This window comes from Bradyrhizobium sp. CIAT3101, assembly GCF_029714945.1.
Taxonomy (GTDB): Bacteria; Pseudomonadota; Alphaproteobacteria; order Rhizobiales; family Xanthobacteraceae; genus Bradyrhizobium.
The window spans coordinates 2,432,034-2,456,460 of the sequence record NZ_CP121634.1 but is presented as its reverse complement, the minus strand read 5'-3'; the positions used below and the strand labels follow the sequence as shown (position 1 = coordinate 2,456,460).

Genomic DNA, 24,427 nt, shown 5'->3' with positions numbered 1-24,427 from the left:
TGATGATTCTCGGCTTAGGACCATCAACCACGGATATTTCAGGCGTGTGACGTCACATAAGTGTCGGCGCGCTGTTTTGTTCGTTAACGGGCGCGCCCGGCCACGAAACTGTCATGAAACAATCCTTGCCACGACGAAACCGTTTTCGGTTTTCCGAGCAAACGTCCCGAAACTTATTGTCGTTAGTGAATTGGGCAACGGAGCACCGAAACGGTGCCGGGGTGACCAAGAAACACCACGCAAACAGGGGCGACCAATGTTCAATCTGGACACGTTCAAGACGTTTTCGCGCGCCGTTGCCATGAGTGCAGTGGCCGTGACCGCAATCGCATTTGCCGGCCCGGCCAAGGCTGCGCCCGTGCAGCTCTTCCCGTTCTTCCAGCCGTTGCCGACGATGACCGCGCCGCAGCCGCTTCAACCGTACCAGCCCTATCAGGCGCCGACCTATCAGACTGCGCCGTCCGAGGATCAGGACGCCGTCGAGACGCCGGCCCGCTTCCGCCGCCAGACCGTCAGCTATGCGACGCGTGAAGCGCCGGGCACCATCATCATCGATACGCCCAACACGTATCTCTACTACGTGCTCGGTAACGGCCAGGCGATCCGCTACGGCATCGGCGTCGGCCGCGATGGTTTCACCTGGTCCGGCACGCAGTCGGTGACCAAGAAGGCCGAATGGCCGGATTGGACCCCGCCGCCGGAAATGATCCAGCGCCAGCCTTACCTGCCGCGCCACATGGCCGGCGGCCCCGGCAATCCGCTCGGCGCCCGCGCCATGTATCTCGGCGGCACCGTCTATCGCATCCACGGCACCAACGCCCCCGATACCATCGGCAAGCACGTCTCCTCGGGCTGTATCCGCCTGACCAACGACGACGTCTCCGACCTCTACTCCCGCGTCAACGTCGGCACCAAGGTGATCGTGCTGCCGATGACCGAGCGGCGCGCTGAGCTTCGGTAGCGCCCGGCGCAAGCGACAGGACATCGTGACGCAAACGGCCCCGGAACCGACCGGGGCCGTTTTCGTTTGCAACGGGCACATCTTGTCATCTCACGTGGAGGCGCAGATGCAACCACGCCTGCAGACGTCGCGGGACACATGGCTGCGTCCGATCGCGGCCGTCGGAGCATTGACGCTGCTTCTCGCCGTGCCCTCCGCGCTCGCGCAGCAGCCGGCGAGCGACGATGCTGCCCAGCAGGCCTTCAACAATTCCTGCCGCACCTGCCATTCGGTGAAGGAAGGCGACAATCGCCTCGGTCCCAACCTCAACAAGATCGTCGGACGCAAGGCAGGCGCGCTGCCGAACTACAACTACTCGCCGTCGATGAAGGATGCCGGCTTCGTCTGGGACCAGGACAAGCTCACCCGCTTCATGGTCAAGCCCGACGAAATCGTCTCCGGCAACAAGATGCAGCCCTATGGCGGCATCTCGGCCGACGACGCCGCCAAGGTGGTTGCATATCTGCAGGCGGCAGCCAGCCAATAGAATCACGGGGGCTAGGTGGTGGTCGGCTCATATCGTCGCTCGATATAAAACGATTTTGCGGTGATCAGCCAGATGCCGCTGATACGGTGAAACGCGAGATAGTCGATGTATTGGAGCACATCGATCCGAACGCGAACCTTCACCAGAGCCTGCGCCGGTGACGCCAAGTCAAGCAGCAGTATCTCCTGAAGACGCTGGGCATTCCTTGATTGGGGGGACGGCGTCGATGCGAGCATCTTCCTGTAGTCGGCGGCTGGCAGTATCCGCAATTCGGCATCGCGAAATCCGTGCAGTTGCGCCGTCAGCGCGAAGACGCGATCGAACTGCGAGACGTCATTATCGTACATCAGTTTGAAGTAGCGCTCGACAGCCTCCAGCAGAGGCGCGACATCCGGGCTTTCGGTCATGGTTCACTCCATCAGCGGCAAGATCGGAGCAATCCATCCCACGGAAAGCCGAGGCATGTCCTTGCGAACTGGGCTAGTCTTGGCGACGCGGGCGCAACATTGTGCCCTTCTCGATCCAACAGGATGCGGTTCATGCCAAAATGCGAGCTGGATGCGATCGACCGGCGCATCGTCACCGAACTCCAGAGGAATGCACGACTGAGCAATATCGAATTGGCCGAAAGGGTCGGATTGTCACCGTCGCCCTGCCTGCGGCGGGTGCGGCGGCTGGAGCAAGACGGCTATATCGACGGCTACCGCGCGTCGTTGCGACGCGGCCGTCTCGGCCTCGGCTTCTCGGCCTTCCTCGGCGTCAAGATCAACGGCCATGCCAACAACCAGGCGCTGGGCTTCGAGAGAACGGTCGTCGCCATGCCTGAGGTCGTTGCCTGTCACCTCGTGTCCGGAGAGGCCGACTACCTCCTCGAGATCGTCGTACCCGAGCTCGAGGACTATCAGCGCTTCCTCGTCGACAAGTTGCTCAACCTGCCAATTGTGAAGGAAGTGCGCAGCAGCATTGCAATCCAAACGCTGAAAGCCGGCGCACCGTTGCCTCTGGCACATCTCGCATCGCCATGATCAGATTGCTCACCCCCGCCGACGCGCCCCTCTACCGCGCAATCCGGCTGGAAGCGCTCGCGGCGCATCCCGAGGCTTTCACCAGCACGTTCGAGCGCGAGCGGGAGAAGCCGCTCGCATGGTTCGATGAGCGCCTCACGACATCGGACGTGTTCGGCGCGTTCATCGCGGACGAGCTGGTGGGGACCGCCGGCTTCCGCCGCGAGGACGGCGCGAAGATTGCGCACAAGGCGGTGCTGTGGGGCATGTATGTGCGGCCCGGCGCGCGCAAATCCGGCACGGCCAGGCTGCTCGTCGATGCGGTCGCGGCTCATGCGGCACAGCGCGTCGAGCAGCTTCATCTCGCCGTCGTCAGCGAGAACCTACCTGCGTTGCGTCTCTACGCGGCTGCAGGGTTTGTCGAATACGGTCGCAGCGTGAAGGCGCTGAAGCACAATGGCCGATATTACGATGAGACGCTGATGGCTTTGTTCTTCGACCCCGAGATCAGCCGCAACCACGCCGCTGAGTGAAACGCACTCATCAGCAGATACATCGGCACCATCCCGCCGAGCGACAGGCCGTGTCCGGCGGAGCAGAGCATGTCCGCCGGGCCGCCCCCGGGCACGGCCGTCAGCACGGCCATGATCGCGAAGGTGGGCGTGGCCGCAAGACCCAGCCATCGGGCAAGGCGGGATGCGGCCTCCCTGCCGTCACGGCTGGTGCCGGCGGGATGGACGTCGCTCACTGCGCGCCCGGCGTGCGGAGCGCGATCTCGCCGGCGTCCGACACCTCGACCCATTTCTTGTCCGGCGCAGCACCCGCCTCGTAGCTGTCGTTCCAGTTCCACCATTTGTAGGTCGGCGACTTCGGATAACCGGCCGGCGAATCCTCCCAGGGCTCCTGGCGGCCGAGCGGGGTGATGTCGAGATAGTTCCAGGTGCCGCCCATCTGTTCGTCGCCGCGGCTCTTGATCAGATAGGTGCGGAAGATGCGCGTGCCGTCGCGGTAGAACACGTTGGTGCCGTGCCACTCGCCGACGCCGAAATCGGCATCGAAACTGTCGGTGATGGTGACCCACGGAATGTTCCAGCCCATCCGCGCCTTCAGCCGCGCGATGTCGGCTTGCGGCGCGCGCGAAGCGAACACCAGCGTGGTGTCGCGGGCGTTCAGATGGGAAACATGGGCGACCTGGTCGGCCACCATGGAGCAGCCGCGGCAGGCATGGTCGGGCCAGCCGAACACCCCCGGCTCGAAGAAGGCCCGGTAGAGGATGAGCTGCTTTCGGCCCTGGAACAGATCGAGCAGACTGGCCTTGCCCGAGGGCGCCTCGAATGCGTAGGTTTTGTCGACTTCCATCCACGGCATGCGCCGGCGTTCGGCGGCGAGTGCATCGCGGGCGCGGGTATGCGCCTTTTCCTTCACGAGCAGTTGCTGACGGGCTGCCTCCCAGTCCTGCGGCGACACCACCGGCGGTGTTTGCATGGCGGCGTTAGTTCCTGCTTTTTCAACTGATGTCATCATGTCTCTCCAAACCTCTTGCTCACCGCACATCGTCGGCCGTGAGCGAGTTCTCGCACCGGACGGGGCCGCGGTGGGAGTAACAAGTGTGGCGGGATTTTCATGGAGTCGCTGATCACGGCTGCGGCGCGCGCGTTGGAGGCCGGCGATCCCCTCGGCGCCCTGAACCGCGTCGCGCTGCGCAACGATGCGCCGTCGCTGGCGCTACGCGGCATCGCGATGGCGCAGCTCGGCGACCTCGCAAAAGCGAAGACGCTGCTGCGCAGCGCTGCGCGCGCGTTCGGGCCGAGAGAGGCGGTCGCGCGCGCCAGATGCGTGGTGGCCGAGGCCGAGATCGCACTGGTCTCGCGCGACCTGAGCTGGCCGGCCAAGACGCTCGCAGCCGCACGCGCGACGCTCGCAAGCCATGGCGATCTCGCCAATGCCGCCCATGCCGGCCATATCGAGGCCCGTCGGCTGCTGCTGCTCGGACGGATCGACGAGGCCGAGCGCACGCTGGCCGCGATCGGCGCCTCCCCGCTGCCGCCTGCATCCCTCGTGGTGCGCGAGCTGGTGGTCGCCGGCATCGCCATCAGGCGGCTGAAAACCAGAGATGCGCGCGCCGCGCTCGACCGCGCAGCCAAGGCAGCGCTGCAGGCAAGAATCCCGGCGCTCGCAGCCGAGGTCGACAGCGCCAGCCTCGTCCTGAACACGCCGGCCGCGCGCCTGATCGCGCGCGGCAGCGAGCACCCGCTGCTGCTCGGCGAGGTCGAGAGACTGGCGACCTCGACGGCGCTCGTCGTCGACACCTTCCATCACGTCGTGCGTAGGCAAGGCACGGCCGTGTCGCTCGGAACGCGCCCCGTGCTGTTCGCGCTCGCCCGCCTGCTGGCGCAGGCATGGCCCGCCGATGTCTCGCGCGAGGCGCTGATATCGGGCGCGTTTGGGGCCAGGCACGTCGATGAGTCCCATCGCGCGCGCTTGCGCGTCGAGATCGGTCGGCTCCGCACCCAGCTCAAGCCGCTGGCCGAGATCAGCGCAACGAAGCAGGGTTTTGAACTGGCCCCGCGGAAAACGCGCGACGTCATCGTGCTGGCGCGGCCCGTCGAGGAGAAGCACGCCGCCGTGCTCGCCATTCTCGCCGACGGCGAACCGTGGTCGAGCTCGGCGCTCGCGCTCGCGCTTGGCATGAGTGCACGCACGGTGCAGCGGGCGCTCGAAGAGCTGGCGCGCGCCAGCAAGGTGCAGTCGTTCGGCCACGGACGGGCGCGCCGCTGGATGACCCCGCCGGTCCCCGGATTCCCGACAGGCTTGTTACTCCCCGGACCGCTCCTGAAGGCGTAGATTGGTCACATCACAGGGATCGAGCAGATGAAGCGTTCCGCCGCAGAGATCGTCACGGAGTACGGGCCTTTCGAAGGCGTCGAGGCCGTGCACGGCGTCACCTATGACGGCACCCATGTCTGGTTCGCATCGGGCGACAAATTGAATGGCCTCGATCCGGCCAACGGCAGAATCGCGCGCTCGCTCGATGTCGCCGCACATGCGGGCACGGCGTTCGACGGCCGCCATTTGTTCCAGATCGCGGAGGATCGCATCCAGAAGATCGACGCCGCGACAGGCAAGGTGCTCGCCACGATCCCCGCGCCCGGTGGCGGCGGCGATTCCGGATTGGCCTGGGCCGAAGGTTCGCTCTGGGTCGGTCAGTATCGCGAGCGCAAGATCCATCAGATCGATCCCGACAGCGGCAAGATTCTCCGCACCATCGAGAGCAAGCGTTTCGTGACCGGGGTGACCTGGGTCGACGGCGAGCTCTGGCATGGCACCTGGGAGGGCGAGGACAGCGATATCAGGCGGATCGATCCCGATACGGGCAAGGTGCTCGAGCAGCTCGACCTGCCGGCCGGGACGATGGTTTCGGGGCTGGAATCCGACGGCGGCGACCGCCTTTTCTGCGGCGGCGGCGACAGCGGCAAGGTGCGCGCGGTCCGCCGTCCCAGGCGGGGCTAGCTGCGGGCTGGCCGCCCGAACAGAGGGACACCGCACAGCCGCAGCCGTTAACCGATTTGCCGCAATTCCACCCCACCGGTGCGCTCTAGCGCCCTCCTCGCCCGCCCTGTAAAATCCCCGTTGGGGCGGCTTGGGGGATTGATGCGTCTGACGTTGAACTTGAAGACTGTCCTGATCGCCGTTGCGGTGCTCGCGGCGTCGTTTTTCATCAGCCTGAAGGCAATGGATTGGCTGTCGCCGCGCGCGACCAATTCCGCGCCGCCGGTCGCGCAACTGCCGCCGCTGCCGCCGGTCTCGAAAAGCTCGATCGTGGTGGCGCCGGTGGCGATCGCGCTGTCGGCGATCCGGGAGCAGGCCGAGAAGGCCGCGCCGCGCAATTTTGCCGGCAAGGCCGAGAACCCGATCTCGCAGATTCTGCAGGACGCCGATATCGGCTGGACCGCCGCCCGCGGACCGATGGCGGCTGTCGGCGACAAGGACGTGCTGACGCTGTCGACGCCGATCACCGGCAAGCTGAACGTGACGGGATCGCTCTCGGCGAAAGCCACCGGCGCGCTCGGCGATGCGCTGGGCAGCGTGCTCGGCGGCGACGCGGCGAAACGGATCGGCGCGGTCAACATCAAGAATTTGAACGCCAGCGCCGAGATCAAGGGCAACGTGGTCGTCACCTCGCGCCCGAAGCTCGCGGCCGCCTGGCATCTCGAGCCGAATTTGGGCGCACAGGTCAATCTCGGCGATACCAACCTCAACGTCGCCGGCGCCAAGGTCAACGTGCCGGCGCAGGTGAAGCCGCTGATCGACAAGACCGTCGGCGATCAGCTCAACGTCGTTTCGGAGCGCATCCGCAACGATCCCAGCCTGCGCGAGAACGCGAAGGTGCAATGGGCCAAGGCCTGCCGCTCGATCCCGCTGCAAGGCGGCGGCTCCTCGGCGGCGCTGCCGCCGCTCTGGCTCGAGATGAAGCCGACCCGCGCCATCGCGGCGCAGCCGCGCGTCGACGCGCAGAACGTGACGCTGCTGCTCGGCCTCGAGGCCGAGACGCGCGTGACGTCGACGCAGACCAAGCCGGACTGCCCGTTCCCCGACAAGATCTCGATCGTGCCGCCGACCGGCACCGGCGTGAACATCGGCGTTCCCATCGACGTGCCCTTCACCGAGATCAACAAGCTGATCGCGGCACAGATGGTCGGCCACACCTATCCCGAGGATGGCTCCGGTCCGGTCGAGGTCACGGTGAAGAGCGTCAACGTCGTCCCCTCCGGCGAGCGGCTGCTGATCTCGCTCTTGGTGCGTGCCAAGGAGAAGAAGAGCTGGCTCGGGCTCGGCGCCGAGGCGACCGTGCACATCTGGGGCCGGCCGATGCTCGACCAGGCCCAGCAGACGCTGCGGCTCGCCGACATCCAGCTCGCGGTGGAGTCCGAAGCGGCCTTCGGGCTGCTTGGCGCAGCCGCCCGCGCGGTGGTGCCGCAGATGCAGCAGGCGCTGGTGCAGAAGGCGACGCTCGACCTGAAGCCGATCGCCGCCAACGCGCGCGAGAAGATCGCAGGCGTCATCGCCGACTTCCAGAAGAGCGAGGACGGCGTCAAGGTCGAGGCCAATATCAGCAGCCTGACGCTCGCCGACATCGCCTTCGATTCCAAGACGCTGCGCGTGGTCGCGGAAGCCGGCGGCACACTCAACGTGTACGTGACGAAGCTGTCGGGGATGTAGCGCGCGTTCCTGCACGGAATCCGCGCAGCCCTGATCGCTTCCGCCGCTGGCATTCTCGTCGGAGGGTGCTAAGCTGCCCGTCGCAACCTCGGATGAGGTGCTGACAGCGGCAGTTGAGTGGGGCGCGAAGACGATATGGAAGCCGGCATGGTCACGCCCGCACTGGTGCGGTTTTCCGGCATTCAGAAAACCTATGATGGCGAGCATCTCGTGGTGAAGAACCTCGATCTCGACATCAAGAAGGGCGAGTTCATCACCCTGCTCGGCCCGTCGGGCTCGGGCAAGACGACCACGCTGATGATGCTGGCGGGCTTCGAGGTTCCGACCCACGGCGAGATCTACCTCGCGGAACGGCCGATCAAGAACATGCCGCCGCACAAGCGCGACATCGGCATGGTGTTCCAGAACTATGCCCTGTTTCCGCACCTGACGATCGAGGAGAACGTCGCTTTTCCGCTGTCCGTCCGCAAGGTCGGCAAGGCGGACACGCAGGCGCGCGTCAAGGCGGCGCTGCGCATGATCAAGATGGAAACCATGGCGCAGCGGCGGCCCGGGCAACTGTCCGGCGGCCAGCAGCAGCGCGTGGCGCTGGCCCGCGCGCTGGTCTTCAACCCGCAGCTCGTGCTGATGGACGAGCCGCTGGGCGCGCTGGACAAGCGCCTGCGCGAGCAGATGCAGCTGGAGATCAAGCAGCTGCACGAGACGATGGGCATCACCGTCGTCTATGTCACCCACGACCAGAGCGAAGCGCTCACCATGTCGGACCGCATCGCCGTGTTCAACGACGGCATCGTGCAGCAGATCGACCGGCCCGACGCGCTGTATGAGCATCCGGTCAACAGCTTCGTCGCCAACTTCGTCGGCGAGAACAATGTGCTGGCCGGCACCGTGGAGACGATCGAGCAGGACTATTGCCGCGTCGCGCTGGCGGCCGGCGGCGCCGTCATGGCCCGTGCGGTCAACGTATCGGGCGCAGGCGCATCGACCTCCCTGTCGGTCCGGCCGGAGCGGATCGCCATCATCCCTGACGGCGCCTCCGGCGACGGACCGAACCGGCTGCCGGCCAAGGTGCAGAACACCATCTATCTCGGCGATCACGCGCTGGCTGTGCTCGATGTCGCCGGCAACGCCGAATTCATGGTCAAGCTTCAACCGGGGGCGCATGATAGCCTGAGGCCCGGCGAGAATGTCTTCGTCACCTTCCGCCCCGAGGACTGCCTCGCCCTCGATCCCGTCTGATCCGACCAACGCACTGCAATCGATCGACTCAATGCAAACGCAGATGAAGAAGGAACAAGGACCATGCTGAAGCGCAAGATTGGCAAGATTGCTCTGGGTTTCGCCGCGGCGTTCAGCGCCAGCGCCGCACTGGCCACGTTCGCGCAGGCACGCGACCTCACCGTCGTGTCGTGGGGCGGCGCCTATCAGGACGCCCAGAAGAAGGTCTATTTCGAGCCGTTCAAGAAGACGGCCGGCGTTGCCATGAACGACGAGTCCTGGGATGGCGGCGTCGGCGTGTTGCGCGCCAAGGTCCAGGGTGGCGCCGCCACCTGGGACCTCGTCCAGGTCGAGAGCGACGAGCTCGCGGTCGGCTGCGAGGAAGGCCTGTTCGAGAAGCTGGACTATTCCAAGATCGGCGGCGAGGCCGCTTACATCCCGCCGTCGGTCAATCCCTGCGGTGTCGGCGCCATCCTCTATGATTTCGTGCTCGGCTACGACAAGGACAAGCTGAAGGAAGCGCCCAAAGGCTGGGCCGACTTCTTCGACACCAAGAAGATTCCGGGCAAGCGCGCCCTGCGTCAGGGCCCGAAGACCACGCTCGAGATCGCGCTCATGGCCGACGGCGTCGCGCCGAAGGACGTCTACAAGGTTCTGGCGACCGACGAAGGCGTCGATCGCGCGTTCAAGAAACTCGACACCATCAAGGGCGACCTCGTCTGGTGGAAGGCCGGCGCGCAGCCGCCGCAACTGCTCGCCTCCGGCGAGGTGGCGATGACCTCGGTCTACAATGGCCGCATCGACACCGCGAACAAGAACGAGAAGAAGAACTTCGGCATGGTGTGGGATGGCGCGCTCTTCACCCTCGACAGCTGGGTCATCCTGAAGGGCAGCCCGAACAAGGACGCGGCCTACAAGTTCCTGGACTTCGCCGGCAAGGCTGAGAACCAGTCGAAACTCTCGGAGAACATCGCTTACGGCACCTCGAACAAGGACGCCGCCGGCCTGATCCAGCCGGCTGTCCTGAAGGATCTGCCGACCGCGCCCGACAACATCAAGAACGCGGTCGAGATCAACGTTGCCTTCTGGCTCGAGAACATCGACCGCCTGACCGAGCGCTTCAACAAATGGGCCGCGAAATAGCGCGGCCTGCAAGGCTCGATTCATGACGGATGCGCTTCTGACCGGCGCCAATGCGTCGACCGACGTGCCGCTCAAGCGCCGATTGAGGCGCGCGGAGCGGACACGCCAGGTCAAGGCATTGGCGCTGGTGCTGCCGCTTCTCGTCTTTCTGCTCTTCACCTTTGCGGGCCCGATCGCCGGCATGCTGTGGCGCGCGATCGATGACCGGGAGGTCCGCCAGGCCTTGCCGCAAACCGTCGCGGCTCTCGCCAGCTGGGACGGCAAGGACCTGCCGGACGAAAAGGCCTACGCGGCGCTGGCGAGCGACATCGTGGCGGCACGCGCCGCCGGCACCATCGCCATCGCGGCCAAACGACTCAATTACGCCCTGAACGGCTTTCGCACGATCCTGACCAGCACGGCACGCAATCTGAAGACGGTGCCGGAGCCCGGCACCGCGAAGGAGACGCTCGGCAAGATCAATCCGGCCTGGCGCGAGCGCACCACCTGGACGACGATCAAGGATGCGGGTGGCCCAGTCACCGGCTTCTACCTTCTGGCGGCGCTCGACCTGACACGGAACGTGGACGGCGCGATCGTCGCCGCCCCGCCGGATCAGGCGATCTACCGCGATGTCTTCGCCCGCACCTTCCTGATCAGCCTCGGTGTCACCGCGCTCTGCCTGATCCTTGGCTTCCCCGTCGCTTACCTGCTGGCGACGCTGCCGCCGGGCCGATCGAACCTGCTGATGATCTTCGTGCTGCTGCCGTTCTGGACATCGCTGCTGGTGCGCACCTGCGCCTGGATCGTGCTGCTGCAGAGCAACGGCGTCGTCAACGACAGCCTGCACTGGCTCGGCATCATCGACGCGCCGCTGCGCCTGATCTACAACCGCTTCGGTGTCTGCGTGGCGATGACCCACGTGCTGCTGCCGTTCATGATCCTGCCGCTGTACAGCAGCATGAAGGCGATCTCGCCGGCTTACATGCGGGCCGCCGCCTCGCTCGGTGCACCACCCCTCACCGCCTTCCTGCGCATCTACCTGCCGCAAACCCTGCCCGGCATCGGCGCGGGAAGCCTGCTCGTCTTCATCCTCGCGCTCGGCTACTACATCACGCCGGCCCTGGTCGGCGGCGCCGCCGACCAGATGATCAGCTACTTCATCGCGCTCTACACGACCGAGACCGCCAATTGGGGCCTCGCTTCGGCGCTCGGTGCCGTGCTGCTGCTGGCGACCATTCTGCTCGCTCTCGTCTACGGCAAGCTGGTGCAGGGCCAGCAGGTCACGGGAGGGATGAAGAATTGAGCGACAATCCTTCCCTCCGCACGCCGAGCCAGCGCATCGCGTGGACCGCGACCATCGTCATCTCGACGCTGGTGTTCATCTTCCTGATCGCCCCCATCCTCGCGATCATGCCGCTGTCCTTCAGCTCGGGCTCGTACCTCACCTATCCGTTGCCGGGCCTCTCCTTGCGCTGGTACGACGATTTCATCAATTCGCCGCGCTGGATGAATTCGCTGAAGAACAGCATGATCATCGGCGTCGCCTCGACGCTGCTGTCCATGGTTCTCGGCACGCTGGCAGCTCTCGGCCTCGCGCAATGGAAGAGCCGGTTCAAGCCGCTGGTGCTGGCTTTCGTGCTGTCGCCGGTCGTCGTGCCCGGTGTGATCACGGCGGTCGGCCTCTATTTCTTCTTCGCGCCGATCGGACTGACCGGCAGCTATGTCGGACTGATCCTGGCTCACACGGCGCTCGCGACGCCCTTCGTGGTGATCACGGTCGGCGCGACCTTGCAAAGCTTCGACACCAACCTCGCACGCGCCGCCGCCTCGCTCGGCGCCTCACCGCTCGAAGCGTTCCGCCGCGTGATCCTGCCGTTGATCCTGCCGGGACTGGCGTCGGGCGCGCTGTTCGCCTTCGCGACCAGCTTTGACGAGGTGGTGATCGTGCTGTTCATGGCAGGGCCGGAACAACGCACACTGCCGCGCGAAATGTTCAGCGGCATCCGCGAGAACATCAGCCCGACCATCACCGCCGCCGCAGTGATTTTAACGACGGTCTCGGTCATCCTGCTCGCCACTCTGGAGGGCTTGCGCCGACGCAATGAACGGTTGAAGGGCGGCGGCTGAGTGACGGCCTCTTCTTCCTTCTCCCCTTGTGGGAGAAGGTGGCGCGAAGCGCCGGATGAGGGGTCTGCCTCCACACGCTTGAATGCAAGATCAGTGTACGTGGAGAGAACCCCTCACCCGTCTCGCCGCTGCGCGGCGAGCCACCCTCTCCCGCAAGGGGAGAGGGTTAACCCCGCCTCCCCCTACTTATTTCCCAGTCTTTTTCACCTGCCCTCGGCTTTGCCCCCGCGACGGTTTGTCGCTAGAACAGTCCCCGCAACAAAGTCCAAACAACAAGGCTGAGGGAGAAAACCATATGCAGAAACTCATTGCCGCCGTCGCGGCCGGCTTCGCCATTGCCGCAACTTGCGGCGCGGCGCAGGCGCAGATTTCCGACAACGTCGTCAAGCTCGGCGTGCTCACGGACATGTCGAGCCTTTATGCCGACGCGACCGGCAAGGGTTCGCTCGCCGCTGTCGAGATGGCGGTCGCCGATTACGGCGGCAAGGTCGCAGGCGTTCCGATCCAGATCGTTTCCGCCGACCACCAGAACAAGCCCGACGTCGGCGTCAATATCGCCCGCAACTGGTACGACAACGAGAAGGTGGACGCGGTGATGGACGTGCCGACCTCCTCGGTCGCGCTGCCGATCTCGGCGCTGACGCGCGAGAAGAACAGGATCAACATCAATTCCGGCGGCGGCTCCTCGGACATCACCGGCACCGCCTGCTCGCCCAACACGGTGCACTGGACCTACGACACCTACGCGCTGTCGAACGTCGCCGGCAAGGCGATGGTGAAGCGCGGCGAGGACACCTGGTTCTTCGTCACCGCGGACTACGCGTTCGGCATGGCGCTGCAGCGCGACGCTGCCAATGTCGTCAAGGAGAGCGGGGGCAAGGTGCTCGGCGAGGTCCGCCATCCGCTCAACTCATCCGACTTCTCCTCCTTCCTGCTGCAGGCCCAGGCCTCCAAGGCCAAGGTGGTCGCGCTGGCGAACGCCGGCGGCGACACCACCAACGCGCTGAAGCAGGCGGCCGAGTTCGGCATCACGCAAGGCGGCCAGAAAATGATCGCGCTGCTGCAGGAGATCACCGACACGCATTCGCTCGGCATCAAGGCCACGCAGGGCCTGATCGTCACCGACGCGTTCTACTGGGACATGAACGACGAGACCCGCGCCTTCTCCAAGCGCTTCAACGACAAGGTCGGCCACATGCCGACCATGATCCAGGCCGGTCTCTACTCGGCGACCATGCACTATCTGAAGGCGATCGAAGCCATCAAGACCGACGAAGCGCCGAAGGTGATGGAGCAGATGCGCAATACGCCGGTGAACGATTTCTTCGCCAAGAACGGCAAGATCCGCATCGACGGCCGCATGGTCCACGACATGTATCTGTTCGAGGTGAAGAAGCCGGAAGAGTCCAAGGGCGAGTGGGATCTCTACAAGCTGCTCGCCACCGTTCCCGGCGACGAAGCCTTCCGGCCGCTCGACAAGGGTGGCTGCCCGCTGGTGAAGTCGAACTGAATCTCTTCTCCCTCTCCCCGCCTGCGGGGAGAGGGAGAAGACACGACAGCGCGCCCGGTGAAAACCGGGCGCGCTGCGTTTAGGCCATCACGCGATCCGCATTACTCCGAGTACTTGAACTCGGGCATGTTCTTCAGCTCGTCCTTGGTGGCGTTGAACACGGCGTGGTCCGGATACCATTTCGACGAGGACGACGCTGTGGTCGTGGTCGTCGTGGTCTTCTCGGTGCCGGTCGCAGCGCCCGTCGTGGTGGTCGCAGCGGGCTTGGCACTCGGGTTCGCGCCGGTACCGGTATAGGCCACCGCCTCGTTGACGAATTTCAGCTTCTCATAGGGCACGGCCACGAGATGCTCGCCCATGCCGAGGAAGCCGCCGACGCCGATCACAGCGATCTTCACGGCGCCGCTCTTGTCCATCAGCAGGTCGTTGATCGAGCCGACGCTCTCGTTGGCGTCGTTGTAGATCTTCAAGCCGACCATTTTCGACGCGCGCCACTCGCCCGACGCGGTCGTGGTGGTGGTCGTCGCAGTGGTGGCCGCGGTCGGCGACTTGTCGGTGGTGGCGGTCGGGTTCTGCGCGAACGCAACGGTCGCAAGCAGAGCGGTGCCGGCAAGGCCGGCGGCGATCGATTTCATCAACATTGTTGTCCTCTCCTTCAGCAGAAAACGCATGCGGAGAAAACAGCCACCATCATCCGCAGTTCCTGTGCTGCGGCAATTTCGTTGCCTCATTGCGGCGCTGCGCTGCGAGGAAAGTTCCTGTCGAGGAACGTGCGAAACGCACAGTTCCTCGCCGACGATCTTGCGCCCTGGGATGTAGCAAGATCGCGGCGAGGAACGCGCCGACCGGCGTCGCGCGGGTCAGCTCTGGTAGTCGATCAGAAGCGCGGAGATCTCCGTGCTGCTCGCGGAGCTCGTGGTGCCGTTCGCGTTGTAGGACGAGTTCGACGAAGACTGCGACTGCTGCAGCGCCTGGAGGAACTGCTCGAGAATTTTCGCCGTGCTGGACTCGGTCGAGCTGCTGCTCGTCGAATCCGTCGACGACGAGGCGTCCGAAGAGCCGCCATCCGACGGCGGCGGACCGGGAAGCGGGCCGCCCGCACCGCCCGGACCACCGGGCCCTTTGCCGAAGGCGGACTGGAAGACGCCCTTCAGCTCGTCGGCCTGGTCCGACGTCAGCGTCCCGTTCGAGACCTCGCCTGCGATGAGATCGTCGATCTTCGACTTCAGGCCGTCCTTGGACGGCTTGGTGCCGCTGGACTGATCGCTGGACCTGCTCTGCTGAAGCGCGGTGTCGATGTCTTGCAGGGCGGTCGTGAGGGCGGATTGGTCCGACGACGAGATCGTGCCGTCCGACACTTCCGATTGCAATTCCTGCTGCAGCCGCTGCAGCGGCGACTGGTGATTACTGGCCGAGGTCGCCGAAATCGACGTCATGAGTGCACCGTGGTTTTTGCGGGGTTTCGTACATTCCGGCGCCACGGTATGGTTAACGGGCTTAACGAGACCTTGCCGTATGACTACCCAGTCGTTGCGGGGTGTTGCGGAAATACATTCGGAAACAAACGGAAACAAAAATCTTCGCCTTTTGGCCCGAATCTTGGACAAACAAAGCTCATGGCCATTCCTTCTCCCAACATCCTGATCGTCGAAGACGATCGCGAAACCCGGACGTTGATTGCGAAATATCTCCGCAACAACTCCTGCAACGTTACCGCTGTGAGCGACGGCCGCGAGATGTCGCGTGCCATGGCCGACCACCGCGTTGATCTCATCATCCTTGACGTCATGCTGCCGGGCGAGGACGGCCTCAGCCTGTGCCGCAAGGTGCGCTCCGAGGCCCAGACGCCGATCATCATGCTGACCGCGCGCGGCGAGGACGTCGACCGCATCGTCGGCCTCGAAATGGGTGCGGACGATTATCTGCCGAAGCCGTTCAACCCGCGCGAGCTGCTCGCCCGCATCAACGCGGTGCTGCGGCGGCAGGCGTCCGCACAGGCCGCGAGCTCGATCGAGGGCGCCTCCACCCTCGCCTTCGAAGGCTGGCGCATAGACCTGCGGCTGCGCGAGCTGCGCAATCCCGAAGGCGCGCGCGTCGCGGTGACCAGCGCCGAGTTCGACCTGCTCCGTACGTTCTGCGAGCGTCCCGGCCGGGTGCTCTCGCGCGACAGCCTGCTCGACCTCACGCAGGGCCGCAACACCGGCTCGTTCGAGCGCTCGATCGACGTGCTGGTCAGCCGTATCCGCCGCAAGATCGAACCCAATCCGGCCGATCCCACCATCATCAAGACGGTGCGTTCCGGCGGTTACCTGTTTACGCCCAGAACGGAAGCGGTTACGACGCCCCTGAGCAACTGACGGGGCGTTAAGACGATGAGGCCGTTCGGGTTCTTCCACCTCAAGGGCATCGGCGGGCAGATCGCTGCGCTGGTGCTGGCCTCGACCGTCGCGCTGCATCTCGTCGTCACCACCGCCTTCCTGATCAGCCGGCCCGACCGCCCGGACCAGCCGCCGGACGGTGCGCCGCAATTGATGGATGCCGCGCTGCTGCTCGGCTCGGCCAAGCCGGACGACCGGCCGCGTCTCGCCGCAGATATCGCGCGCGCCTTCCCGAAGCTCAACATCGAGATATCGGCGCCGGGCACGGCGATTGTGGTCGAGGACAGCGAAAGCCAGCACCTGCACGGGCTCCGTCGCCATCTCGGCCGCGGCTACAAGGTGGTGCAGCTTGCGCCCGAGGGCGGCGCCCACCGCATCGGCGTGCAATTGCCTGACGGCACCATGATCGCGGGCCATGTCGAGAACGGTCCGCGTCCGTGGTTCTGGGGCGCGCCATGGCTGGTGACGCTGATGACCGCCTTCATCTGCATCAGCGTGCTCGGCCTGTGGGCGGCGCGCGCGCTGGCGACGCCGCTCTCTTCCTTTGCCAAGGCGGCCGAGAATTTCAGCCTGGACGGCGGCGCAGAGCCCCTGCCCGAGCGCGGCCCGGAGGAGATCCGCTCGGTTGCCCGCGCGCTCAACCGCATGCATGAGCGGATCGCGCGGCTGATGTCGGACCGCACCCGCATGCTGGCTGCGATCAGTCACGATCTGCGCACGCCGATCACGCGGCTGCGTCTGCGCGCCGAGTTCATCGAGGACGAGGGCAACCGCAAGCGCATGCTGATCGACCTCGACCAGATGCGCTCGATGCTGGAAAGCGTGCTGTCGCTCCTGCGCAACGACCGCAAGATCGAGGCGATCACGCTGGTCGATATCGCGAGCACGCTGCAGCTGATCGCCGATCAGTTCGGCGACATGGGCCATGTCGTACACTATGACGGCCCGTCATCGGCGACCGCTGCGGCGCGCCCCGACGATCTGCATCGCGGCGTCACCAACCTCGTCGAGAACGCGGTGCGCTTCGGCGCCGAGGTGACGATCCGCCTCGATGTCGACGGCACAAAACTCGTCATCGACGTCGAGGACGACGGCCCCGGCATTTCGGACGCGCGCAAGCAGGAGATGCTCGAGCCGTTCGTGCGCGGCGACGACGCGCGCACCATGGACGATTCCACCGGCTTCGGCCTCGGCCTGTCGATCGCGCGCGCGATCGCGCTCGCCCATGGCGGCGAGCTGTCGCTGCACGACCGCCAGCCGCACGGGCTGATCGTGCGGATGCAATTGCCGGTGTGGCAGCAGCCGCCGCTGGCGGCGCAGGTCGCTGCTTGAACGTCGCGGCTTGAACGTCGCTGCTTAAGCTGCGAGCGGCGGATAATCCACGGCAGACTCGTCGAAGATCGCGATCGCCTCGAAGCGATAGCCGCAGGCCTGGCAATTCCAGAGATAGGAGACCCGCCCCTCGCCCGGCTCGATCCAGTCGGGCTGCGCGATCGACGCGCCGCACTGGGCACAGGGATTCTGTCTGGGAATGTCGCCGGTGTGGGTCTTCACCATGGTTGTTTTTGTCATGGCACCTCTCCCGATTCGCAGGGCGCTTCTTACTCGCTTTCGCGGACCAGCGCGAATAGACAGGCTTGCTGCCGCGACACGCGTGTCCACCTGAGGGAACTCTTGCGCCGGCATTGAGTCGTAACAGCGGCTCTGCGCCGCCAAATCGGTCACGGCGGCGTTTGGTCACATCATCGCCGCGTTCGGGAGGCCTAACGGCAACCGGGCGCAGGTTGCTCAGGCATTCCGGGGTATCTGATGAAAATTTTACGCGCTGCCGCGCTCATTGCGGCAGGAATGATGTTGCCGCTGGTGTCGCCGCAGGCCGCCTTCGCGGGCCAGGCCGAATATGCGGAGATGGTCGCGATGCATGCGCGCGCCAACGGCGTGCCGGAGGCGCTGGTCCATCGCGTCATCATGCGCGAGAGCCGCTATCAGCCCGGCCTGGTCGGCCGTGGCGGCGCGATCGGCATGATGCAGATCAAGCTCGCGACCGCCCGCGGCCTCGGCTACACCGGCGATGCCGCAGGCCTGCGCGACCCCAACACCAATCTCACCTATGCGGTAAAGTACCTCGCCGGCGCCTATCACGCCGCCAATGGCGACCACGACCGAGCCGTGCGTTATTTCGCGGGCGGCTATTACTACGTTGCAAAGCATCAGCGCCAGCAGGCCATGCAGCAGGCGAGCTTCGTGGCGAATGACCAGGCCTGGCTCGAGCCCAACGGCAATCCGCAGCCGATGTTCGGCGGCCCGGCGCATCGCAAGCTCGCCCAGCACGTCCGCAACGCGCGGGCGCAGGCGCCCAGATAATCCCCTGTTCCAGCCAAACGCGTTGACACAGGCCCCCACTAGCCTACATTAGAGCCGTTCCGAGGGGTGCTCCGAGGAGGAGCTGAGATACCGCTAAATGGGCAAGCCTGCACTTCAGCAAGCCGGCCCAGGACCGCGGTGACCCTTTGAACCTGATCCGGGTCATGCCGGCGAAGGGACAGGGATGTTGCAGACGACCAAGCGACCGGATTCTCCGGTATCCATCATCGGTGCAGGCATAGCCGGAGCCTGGCAGGCGCTGTTGTTCGCGCAGGCCGGCCACGCCGTGACGCTACACGAGCGCAGTGACGCCGGCATGACCGACGCCACCAGCCATTGGGCCGGCGGCATGCTCGCGCCTTATTGCGAGGCCGAGGTCGCCGAACCCATCATCAGCCGCCTCGGCCTGCGCTCGCTCGATATCTGGCGGCGCGAACTGCCCGATACCCCCTTCAACGGCTCGCTCGTCGTCGCCCATCCGCGCGAGCGCAACGATTTCGAGCGTTTTGCGCGGATGACCGAAGGCCATCGCCGCCTCGATGCCGCAGGCCTCGCCGCGCTCGAACCGTCGCTCGAGGGCCGCTTCCGCGACGCGCTGTTCTTCCCGACCGAGGGCCATGTCGAGCCGCGACGCGTGCTGCCGAAGCTGCACGAGCGCATCAAGGCCGCCGGCGGCACCATCAAGTTCGGCAGCGACGTCACCGCGGCTGAACTTGACGGCATCGTCATCGACTGCCGCGGCCTGTCCGCGCGTGAGGAACAAGGCGAGTTGCGCGGCGTCAAGGGCGAGATGATCCTGATCGAGAGCAGCGAGGTGCGGCTCGCGCGCCCGGTTCGGCTGATCCATCCGCGCTGGCCGCTCTACGTGATCCCGCGCGAGGACAATCTGTTCATGCTGGGCGCGACCTCGATCGAGGCCGAGGACACCGGCGTCAGCGTCCGCTCCGCGCTGGAGCTGTTGGGCGCGGCCTATGCGGTGCATCCGGCCTTCGGCGAAGCCCGCATCGTCGAATTCGGCTCGGGCCTGCGCCCCGCGTATCCGGACAATCTGCCGCGCATCGGCGTGCGCGGCGGCCAGATCAGCGTCAACGGGCTCTACCGCCACGGCTTCCTGCTCGCGCCGGCGCTGGCCGAGCTGACGCTCAACTACGTCGAGCGCGGCCAGATCGACAATGAGGTGATGCAATGCGCGTGATCGTGCAATGATTGTGATCGTAAACGGCGAGCAACGCGAGATCACTGCGGCCAGCGTCGACGCGCTGCTCTCGGAGCTCGACTATGAAGGCACGCATTTCGCCATCGCGCTGAACTACGACGTCGTGCCGAAAAGCCGCTGGGCCGAGACCGCACTGAAGGCCGGCGACGAGATCGAGATCATCACGCCGCGGCAGGGAGGGTGAGGACATGGTGACCTTCTACGGCAAAACCTTCGCCTCGCGCCTGCTGATCGGCAGCGCGCTCTATCCTTCGCCCGCGATCATGCAGGACGCGATCCGCGCCTCGGGCTCGAACATCGTGACGGTGTCGCTGCGGCGCGAATCCGCCGGCGGCAAGACCGGCGACGCGTTCTGGAAGCTGATCCGCGAGGTCGACGTTGCCGTGCTGCCGAACACCGCCGGCTGCCGCAGCGTGCGCGAGGCCGTCACCACAGCAAAGCTCGCGCGCGAATTGTTCGGCACATCCTGGATCAAGCTCGAAGTGATCGCCGACAACGACACGCTGCAGCCCGACGTCGTCGGCCTGGTCGAGGCCGCGACGATCCTGATCAAGGACGGCTTTGAGGTGTTCCCCTATTGCACCGAGGATCTCTCGGTCGCGAACCGGCTGGTCGATGCCGGCTGCAAGGTGGTGATGCCGTGGGCCGCGCCCATCGGCAGCGCCAAGGGCATCATCAACCGCGACGCGCTGAAACTGATGCGCGAGCGGCTGCCCGACATCACGCTGGTGGTCGATGCCGGCATCGGCGCGCCCTCGCACGCCGCCGAAGCGCTCGAGCTCGGCTATGACGCCGTGCTGCTCAACACGGCGATCGCCAAAGCCGCCGATCCCGTGGCGATGGCAAAAGCCTTCCGCCTCGGAATCGAGGCCGGCCGCACTGCGTTCGAAGCCGGGCTGATGAACGCCCGCGACTTCGCTTCCCCCTCCACCCCTGTCGTTGGGACCCCGTTCTGGCATGCCGTATCCTGATCGCTTCTATCCCGTCGTCGACAGCCTCAAATGGGTCGAACGCCTGACCAAGCTCGGCGTCGGCACCATTCAGCTGCGCACCAAAGAGCTCAACGACGCCGACGCGCTGCAGATCGTCACCGACGCGCTGGCCATCACCAACGGCACGCAGGCCAAGCTGGTCGTCAACGACTATTGGCGCGCGGCGATCGTCGCCGGTGCAAAATATCTGCATCTCGGCCAGGAGGATCTGGCCGACGCCGATCTCAAGGCGATCCGCGAGGCCGGCCTGTCGCTCGGCGTCTCCACCCATGACGACGCGGAGCTCGAGACTGCGCTCGCGGCAGAGCCGGATTACGTCGCGCTCGGCCCGATCTTTTTCACCACGCTGAAGTCCATGCGCTTCGAACCGCAGGGCATTCCAAAAATCACGGAATGGAAGAAGCGCGTCGGCACCATCCCGCTGGTCGCGATCGGCGGCATCAAGTTCGAGCACGCCGCGGAGATCTTTGCCGCGGGTGCCGATTCCATCGCCGTCGTCAGCGACGTCACCCAGAATGCCGACCCGGATGCGCGGGTGCGGCAGTGGCTCGGCGCGAAGGAGGCGGCGTGATGGCTTCACTTTCACTCTCCCGTCACCCTGAGGTGGCCGCGCAAGCGGCCCTCGAAGGGCGACAGCCCGGCTCTTTCATCCTTCGAGGCGCGCAAGTGCGCGCACCTCAGGATGACGAGATCAACATTGCACCCAGGAATTAAAGAGTAACCGGAGGATCCCATGAACATCCGCTCCAACCCCGACAAGACCGTGCCTGCCGTCACCACCGGCCCGCCGCCCTCTTCGCGAAAAATCTTCGCATCGCCCGATGCCGCGCCGGATGTCCGCGTGCCCCTGCGCGAGATCATCCTCTCGGAAGGTGCCGGCGAGCCGAACCTGCCGGTGTACGACACCTCGGGCCCCTACACCGATCCGTCCGTGACCATCGACGTCAACGCCGGTCTCGCGCGCGGCCGCAAGGCGTGGGTGCTGGAGCGCGGCGGCGTCGAGGAATATGACGGCCGCCAGATCAAGCCGGAAGACAATGGCAGCGTCTCCACCGACCACGCCGCGCGCGCCTTCAGCGCCTATCACAAGCCGCTGCGCGGCCTCGACGGCCACAAGATCACCCAGCTCGAATTCGCGCGCGCCGGCATCATCACCAAGGAGATGATCTACGTCGCCGAGCGCGAAAACCTCGGCCGCAAGCAGCAGCTCGAACGCGCGGAAGCCGCCCTTGCCGACGGCGAGAGCTTTGGCGCCGCGGTGCCCGCCTTCATCACGCCGGAGTTCGTGCGCAGCGAGATCGCGCGCGGCCGCGCCATCATCCCCTCGAACATCAACCACAGCGAACTCGAGCCGATGATCATCGGCCGCAACTTCCTGACCAAGATCAACGCCAATATCGGCAACTCGGCGGTGACGTCGTCGGTCGAGGAAGAGGTCGAGAAGATGGTGTGGGCGATCCGCTGGGGCGCCGACACCGTGATGGACCTCTCCACCGGCCGCAACATCCACACCACCCGTGAGTGGATTTTGCGCAACGCGCCGGTTCCGATCGGCACCGTGCCGATCTACCAGGCGCTGGAGAAGTGCAACGGCGATCCGGTCAAGCTGACCTGGGAGCTCTACAAGGACACGCTGATCGAGCAGTGCGAGCAGGGCGTCGACTATTTCACCATCCACGCCGGCGTGCGCCTGCAATACATCCACCTCACCGCCAGCCGCGTCACCGGCATCGTCAGCCGCGGCGGCTCGATCATGGCGAAGTGGTGCCTGGCGCATCACAAGGAAAGCTTCCTCTACACCCATTTCGACGAGATCTGCGACCTCATGCGCAAGTATGACGTCTCGTTCTCGCTCGGCGACGGCCTGCGTCCGGGCTCGATCGCCGACGCCAACGACCGCGCGCAATTTGCCGAGCTCGAAACGCTCGGCGAATTGACAAAAATCGCGTGGGACAAGGGCTGCCAGGTCATGATCGAAGGCCCCGGTCACGTGCCGATGCACAAGATCAAGATCAACATGGACAAGCAGCTTAGGGAATGCGGCGAAGCGCCGTTCTACACCCTCGGGCCCCTGACCACCGACATCGCGCCGGGCTATGACCACATCACCTCGGGCATCGGTGCCGCCATGATCGGCTGGTTCGGCTGCGCCATGCTCTGCTACGTCACGCCGAAGGAGCATCTTGGGCTACCCGACCGCAACGACGTCAAGGTCGGCGTCATCACCTACAAGATCGCCGCGCACGCCTCCGATCTCGCCAAGGGCCACCCGGCCGCCCAGCTCCGCGACGACGCGCTCTCGCGCGCCCGTTTCGACTTCCGCTGGAGCGACCAGTTCAACCTCGGCCTCGATCCCGACACGGCCAAGAACTTCCACGACGAAACCCTGCCGAAGGAAGCCCACAAGGTCGCGCATTTCTGCTCAATGTGCGGCCCAAAGTTCTGCTCGATGAAGATCACCCAGGACGTCCGCGACTACGCCGCGACGCTGAACGATCCGAACTCGATCGGCATGTCGATGAGCGGCGCGGCCGAGGACGGCATGGCCAAGATGAGCGCGAAGTTCAAGGAGATGGGCGAGAGCCTGTATCTGGATGCGGAGAAGGTGAAGGAGAGCAATCGGGTGCTGTGAGCCTATAAGCGCGCACCCACCAAACGACAGGCCGGGCGCTGAAGCGCCCGGCCTTTTTTGTTTGCGGCAATGAGCGAGCACGAAATCGTCATTCGCTTCCTTCTTTTGCATGGTGGTTGCACTTCGCTAACCAACCTGTGAAGTCTTCGCACCCTTTGGTTGTTCTCTCATTTTATGTCGGTACAAGGTAGAACAAAGGCAGGTAGGCGAGCCGTATCGCACCTTGAAGTACAGATTGCACCATCTGATATTTTCCTTCCTGCTCGCTGGGACGTCCGGCGCGCTGGCGCAGGAGCAGCCGCACGAGGTTGCCCGGCCGATCGCACCTGCGGAAGTCGTGCTCTACATCCAGTCAGACTTGAAACGCACGGACTTCGTTCAGCCGCTGGTTTGCGCGCTTCGGCGTGTGCTCACCGCCCCCGTCTCTGTGCAAGCTCTAGACCTTCCGCTCGGATCCGAATTGCTCGCAACGCCCACGCAATTCGAGGCGACCAAGGTGGCAGACCGGTTCATCCAGCGAACAGCGGACGAAGGAAATGCGCCCTCGTTCAAGTATCTTCTTGTTCCGTTCGATCTGAACGTCGAGGCCTGGAATTGGCGCTATGCGTTTTCCGCGAGCTTTGGCGACGAAACGACGTCCTACCACGTCGGTGTCGTCTCCACCGCGCGGATCGTCGCTGGCAATTGGTGGCTGCAATCTCCATGGGATCACGAGATCACGGCGACCCGAGCTTACAAGCTGATTCTCAAATCAATCGCGTACCGCACAGGGCATCGCGGCACGGATGCCTGCATTCTCTCAACGCCACTTAGTCTCGAGGAGTTGGATCGAAAATCATCCGAGTTTTGCCCGGATGACCGTGCCGCGCTTGTTGCCGCTGGCGTCCTCAAGGAGAAAGAAGAGCAGAACGACCCCGGCTGCATGACCGTTGCAGGGCGATTGCTTGTGCCAATGCTCGTGACAGCACGCAGGATGCTGGACGATTGGTGGGCTACGCTGCATTAACCTACGCTGCGCAGCAAGCCCGTAGGGTGGGCTAGCGTAGCGTAACCCACCACCTTGCATCCAAAACCTCGCCAGCCGTGGCGGGTTACGCCTTGCACTGTTAGGTGTTGAACGACCGCGCTTGTGAACGGCTACCCCACCCTACGCA

27 protein-coding genes and 1 riboswitch are annotated in these 24,427 nt (G+C 65.0%); of the genes, 21 read left to right on the top strand and 6 right to left on the bottom strand.

The window, feature by feature from the left end:
- Positions 1-256: 256 nt before the first annotated feature.
- Together QA645_RS11505 and QA645_RS11500 are read left to right on the top strand one after the other, a co-directional pair.
- Positions 257-961, top strand: coding sequence for a L,D-transpeptidase (locus QA645_RS11505; RefSeq protein ID WP_254133422.1), 705 nt, complete (start codon positions 257-259; stop codon positions 959-961).
- A 106-nt stretch (positions 962-1,067) separates the two neighbouring features.
- Positions 1,068-1,487 carry a c-type cytochrome gene (locus QA645_RS11500; protein ID WP_283050277.1) on the top strand — a complete coding sequence of 140 codons (420 nt, stop codon included), beginning with the start codon at positions 1,068-1,070 and terminating at the stop codon, positions 1,485-1,487.
- An 11-nt stretch (positions 1,488-1,498) separates the two neighbouring features.
- On the opposite strand, the gene QA645_RS11495 is transcribed toward QA645_RS11500, so the two are convergent.
- Entirely contained in the window at positions 1,499-1,894 is a 396-nt protein-coding gene (locus QA645_RS11495; protein WP_283050275.1) for a nuclear transport factor 2 family protein, read from the bottom strand.
- Between the two features lie 132 nt (positions 1,895-2,026).
- Between QA645_RS11495 and QA645_RS11490 the strand changes: the two genes are divergently transcribed.
- Positions 2,027-2,512 carry an Lrp/AsnC family transcriptional regulator gene (locus QA645_RS11490; RefSeq protein ID WP_254133425.1) on the top strand — a complete coding sequence of 162 codons (486 nt, stop codon included), beginning with the start codon at positions 2,027-2,029 and terminating at the stop codon, positions 2,510-2,512.
- Positions 2,509-3,024 carry a GNAT family N-acetyltransferase gene (locus QA645_RS11485; RefSeq protein ID WP_283050274.1) on the top strand — a complete coding sequence of 172 codons (516 nt, stop codon included), beginning with the start codon at positions 2,509-2,511 and terminating at the stop codon, positions 3,022-3,024. The genes QA645_RS11490 and QA645_RS11485 overlap by 4 nt, the downstream gene beginning before the upstream one ends.
- Here the strand turns inward: QA645_RS11485 and QA645_RS11480 are convergent.
- Both QA645_RS11480 and QA645_RS11475 read right to left on the bottom strand, forming a co-directional pair.
- Positions 2,958-3,293, bottom strand: a complete 336-nt coding sequence (locus tag QA645_RS11480; RefSeq protein ID WP_283050272.1) for a hypothetical protein — start codon at positions 3,291-3,293, stop codon at positions 2,958-2,960. The genes QA645_RS11485 and QA645_RS11480 overlap by 67 nt on opposite strands.
- Positions 3,236-4,015: a thioredoxin family protein gene (locus tag QA645_RS11475; protein ID WP_283050270.1), complete on the bottom strand. Its 780-nt coding sequence runs from the start codon at positions 4,013-4,015 to the stop codon at positions 3,236-3,238. The genes QA645_RS11480 and QA645_RS11475 overlap by 58 nt, the downstream gene beginning before the upstream one ends.
- 99 nt (positions 4,016-4,114) lie before the next feature.
- On the opposite strand from QA645_RS11475, the gene QA645_RS11470 reads away from it, so the two are divergent.
- From QA645_RS11470 to QA645_RS11435, 8 genes are all read left to right on the top strand, one after another.
- On the top strand, positions 4,115-5,335 hold the full coding sequence (locus QA645_RS11470; RefSeq protein ID WP_283050267.1) for a helix-turn-helix domain-containing protein: 1,221 nt from the start codon (positions 4,115-4,117) through the stop codon (positions 5,333-5,335).
- Between the two features lie 27 nt (positions 5,336-5,362).
- The gene (locus QA645_RS11465; protein WP_283050266.1) at positions 5,363-6,001 is read left to right on the top strand and encodes a PQQ-binding-like beta-propeller repeat protein; all 639 of its coding nucleotides are present in this window, start codon (positions 5,363-5,365) and stop codon (positions 5,999-6,001) included.
- Between the two features lie 141 nt (positions 6,002-6,142).
- Positions 6,143-7,711: a DUF4403 family protein gene (locus QA645_RS11460; RefSeq protein WP_283050263.1), complete on the top strand. Its 1,569-nt coding sequence runs from the start codon at positions 6,143-6,145 to the stop codon at positions 7,709-7,711.
- A 135-nt stretch (positions 7,712-7,846) separates the two neighbouring features.
- Positions 7,847-8,950 (top strand): ABC transporter ATP-binding protein, encoded by a 1,104-nt coding sequence (locus QA645_RS11455; RefSeq protein WP_254133432.1) that lies wholly within the window; start codon positions 7,847-7,849, stop codon positions 8,948-8,950.
- A gap of 63 nt (positions 8,951-9,013) precedes the next feature.
- Positions 9,014-10,072, top strand: coding sequence for an ABC transporter substrate-binding protein (locus tag QA645_RS11450; protein ID WP_283050260.1), 1,059 nt, complete (start codon positions 9,014-9,016; stop codon positions 10,070-10,072).
- Between the two features lie 22 nt (positions 10,073-10,094).
- Positions 10,095-11,357 carry an ABC transporter permease gene (locus QA645_RS11445; RefSeq protein ID WP_283050258.1) on the top strand — a complete coding sequence of 421 codons (1,263 nt, stop codon included), beginning with the start codon at positions 10,095-10,097 and terminating at the stop codon, positions 11,355-11,357.
- On the top strand, positions 11,354-12,181 hold the full coding sequence (locus tag QA645_RS11440; RefSeq protein WP_283050256.1) for an ABC transporter permease: 828 nt from the start codon (positions 11,354-11,356) through the stop codon (positions 12,179-12,181). The genes QA645_RS11445 and QA645_RS11440 overlap by 4 nt, the downstream gene beginning before the upstream one ends.
- A gap of 295 nt (positions 12,182-12,476) precedes the next feature.
- Positions 12,477-13,691: an ABC transporter substrate-binding protein gene (locus QA645_RS11435; protein WP_283050254.1), complete on the top strand. Its 1,215-nt coding sequence runs from the start codon at positions 12,477-12,479 to the stop codon at positions 13,689-13,691.
- A gap of 101 nt (positions 13,692-13,792) precedes the next feature.
- Here the strand turns inward: QA645_RS11435 and QA645_RS11430 are convergent, their stop codons facing one another.
- Entirely contained in the window at positions 13,793-14,332 is a 540-nt protein-coding gene (locus tag QA645_RS11430; RefSeq protein WP_283050252.1) for a PRC-barrel domain-containing protein, read from the bottom strand.
- A 219-nt stretch (positions 14,333-14,551) separates the two neighbouring features.
- The gene (locus QA645_RS11425; protein ID WP_283050251.1) at positions 14,552-15,127 is read right to left on the bottom strand and encodes a hypothetical protein; all 576 of its coding nucleotides are present in this window, start codon (positions 15,125-15,127) and stop codon (positions 14,552-14,554) included.
- A 180-nt stretch (positions 15,128-15,307) separates the two neighbouring features.
- Here QA645_RS11425 and QA645_RS11420 point away from each other — a divergent pair, with 180 nt between their 5' ends.
- Together QA645_RS11420 and QA645_RS11415 are read left to right on the top strand one after the other, a co-directional pair.
- Positions 15,308-16,048, top strand: coding sequence for a response regulator (locus QA645_RS11420; protein ID WP_254133440.1), 741 nt, complete (start codon positions 15,308-15,310; stop codon positions 16,046-16,048).
- A gap of 15 nt (positions 16,049-16,063) precedes the next feature.
- Complete coding sequence (locus QA645_RS11415) at positions 16,064-17,401, top strand: ATP-binding protein (protein ID WP_283050250.1); 1,338 nt, start codon at positions 16,064-16,066, stop codon at positions 17,399-17,401.
- A gap of 24 nt (positions 17,402-17,425) precedes the next feature.
- Here QA645_RS11415 and QA645_RS11410 read toward each other — a convergent pair whose 3' ends face one another.
- Entirely contained in the window at positions 17,426-17,641 is a 216-nt protein-coding gene (locus QA645_RS11410) for a hypothetical protein (RefSeq protein WP_283050248.1), read from the bottom strand.
- Between the two features lie 237 nt (positions 17,642-17,878).
- On the opposite strand from QA645_RS11410, the gene QA645_RS11405 reads away from it, so the two are divergent.
- The 7 genes from QA645_RS11405 (at position 17,879) to QA645_RS11375 (ending at position 24,279) form a co-directional block, all read left to right on the top strand.
- Entirely contained in the window at positions 17,879-18,433 is a 555-nt protein-coding gene (locus QA645_RS11405) for a lytic transglycosylase domain-containing protein (protein WP_283050246.1), read from the top strand.
- Positions 18,434-18,485: 52 nt separating this feature from the next.
- Positions 18,486-18,630: riboswitch (TPP riboswitch) on the top strand.
- Entirely contained in the window at positions 18,618-19,628 is a 1,011-nt protein-coding gene (locus QA645_RS11400; RefSeq protein WP_283050244.1) for an FAD-dependent oxidoreductase, read from the top strand. It overlaps the preceding riboswitch by 13 nt.
- A gap of 7 nt (positions 19,629-19,635) precedes the next feature.
- Positions 19,636-19,833, top strand: coding sequence for a sulfur carrier protein ThiS (gene thiS / locus QA645_RS11395; protein ID WP_283050243.1), 198 nt, complete (start codon positions 19,636-19,638; stop codon positions 19,831-19,833).
- A 4-nt stretch (positions 19,834-19,837) separates the two neighbouring features.
- Positions 19,838-20,620 (top strand): thiazole synthase, encoded by a 783-nt coding sequence (locus QA645_RS11390; protein ID WP_283050242.1) that lies wholly within the window; start codon positions 19,838-19,840, stop codon positions 20,618-20,620.
- Positions 20,607-21,212 carry a thiamine phosphate synthase gene (locus QA645_RS11385; protein WP_283050241.1) on the top strand — a complete coding sequence of 202 codons (606 nt, stop codon included), beginning with the start codon at positions 20,607-20,609 and terminating at the stop codon, positions 21,210-21,212. Before QA645_RS11390 ends, QA645_RS11385 begins: the two co-directional genes overlap by 14 nt.
- A gap of 162 nt (positions 21,213-21,374) precedes the next feature.
- Positions 21,375-23,273 (top strand): phosphomethylpyrimidine synthase ThiC, encoded by a 1,899-nt coding sequence (thiC, locus tag QA645_RS11380; protein ID WP_283050240.1) that lies wholly within the window; start codon positions 21,375-21,377, stop codon positions 23,271-23,273.
- Positions 23,274-23,508: 235 nt separating this feature from the next.
- Positions 23,509-24,279, top strand: coding sequence for a hypothetical protein (locus tag QA645_RS11375; RefSeq protein WP_254194991.1), 771 nt, complete (start codon positions 23,509-23,511; stop codon positions 24,277-24,279).
- The last annotated feature ends 148 nt before the right edge of the window (positions 24,280-24,427 follow it).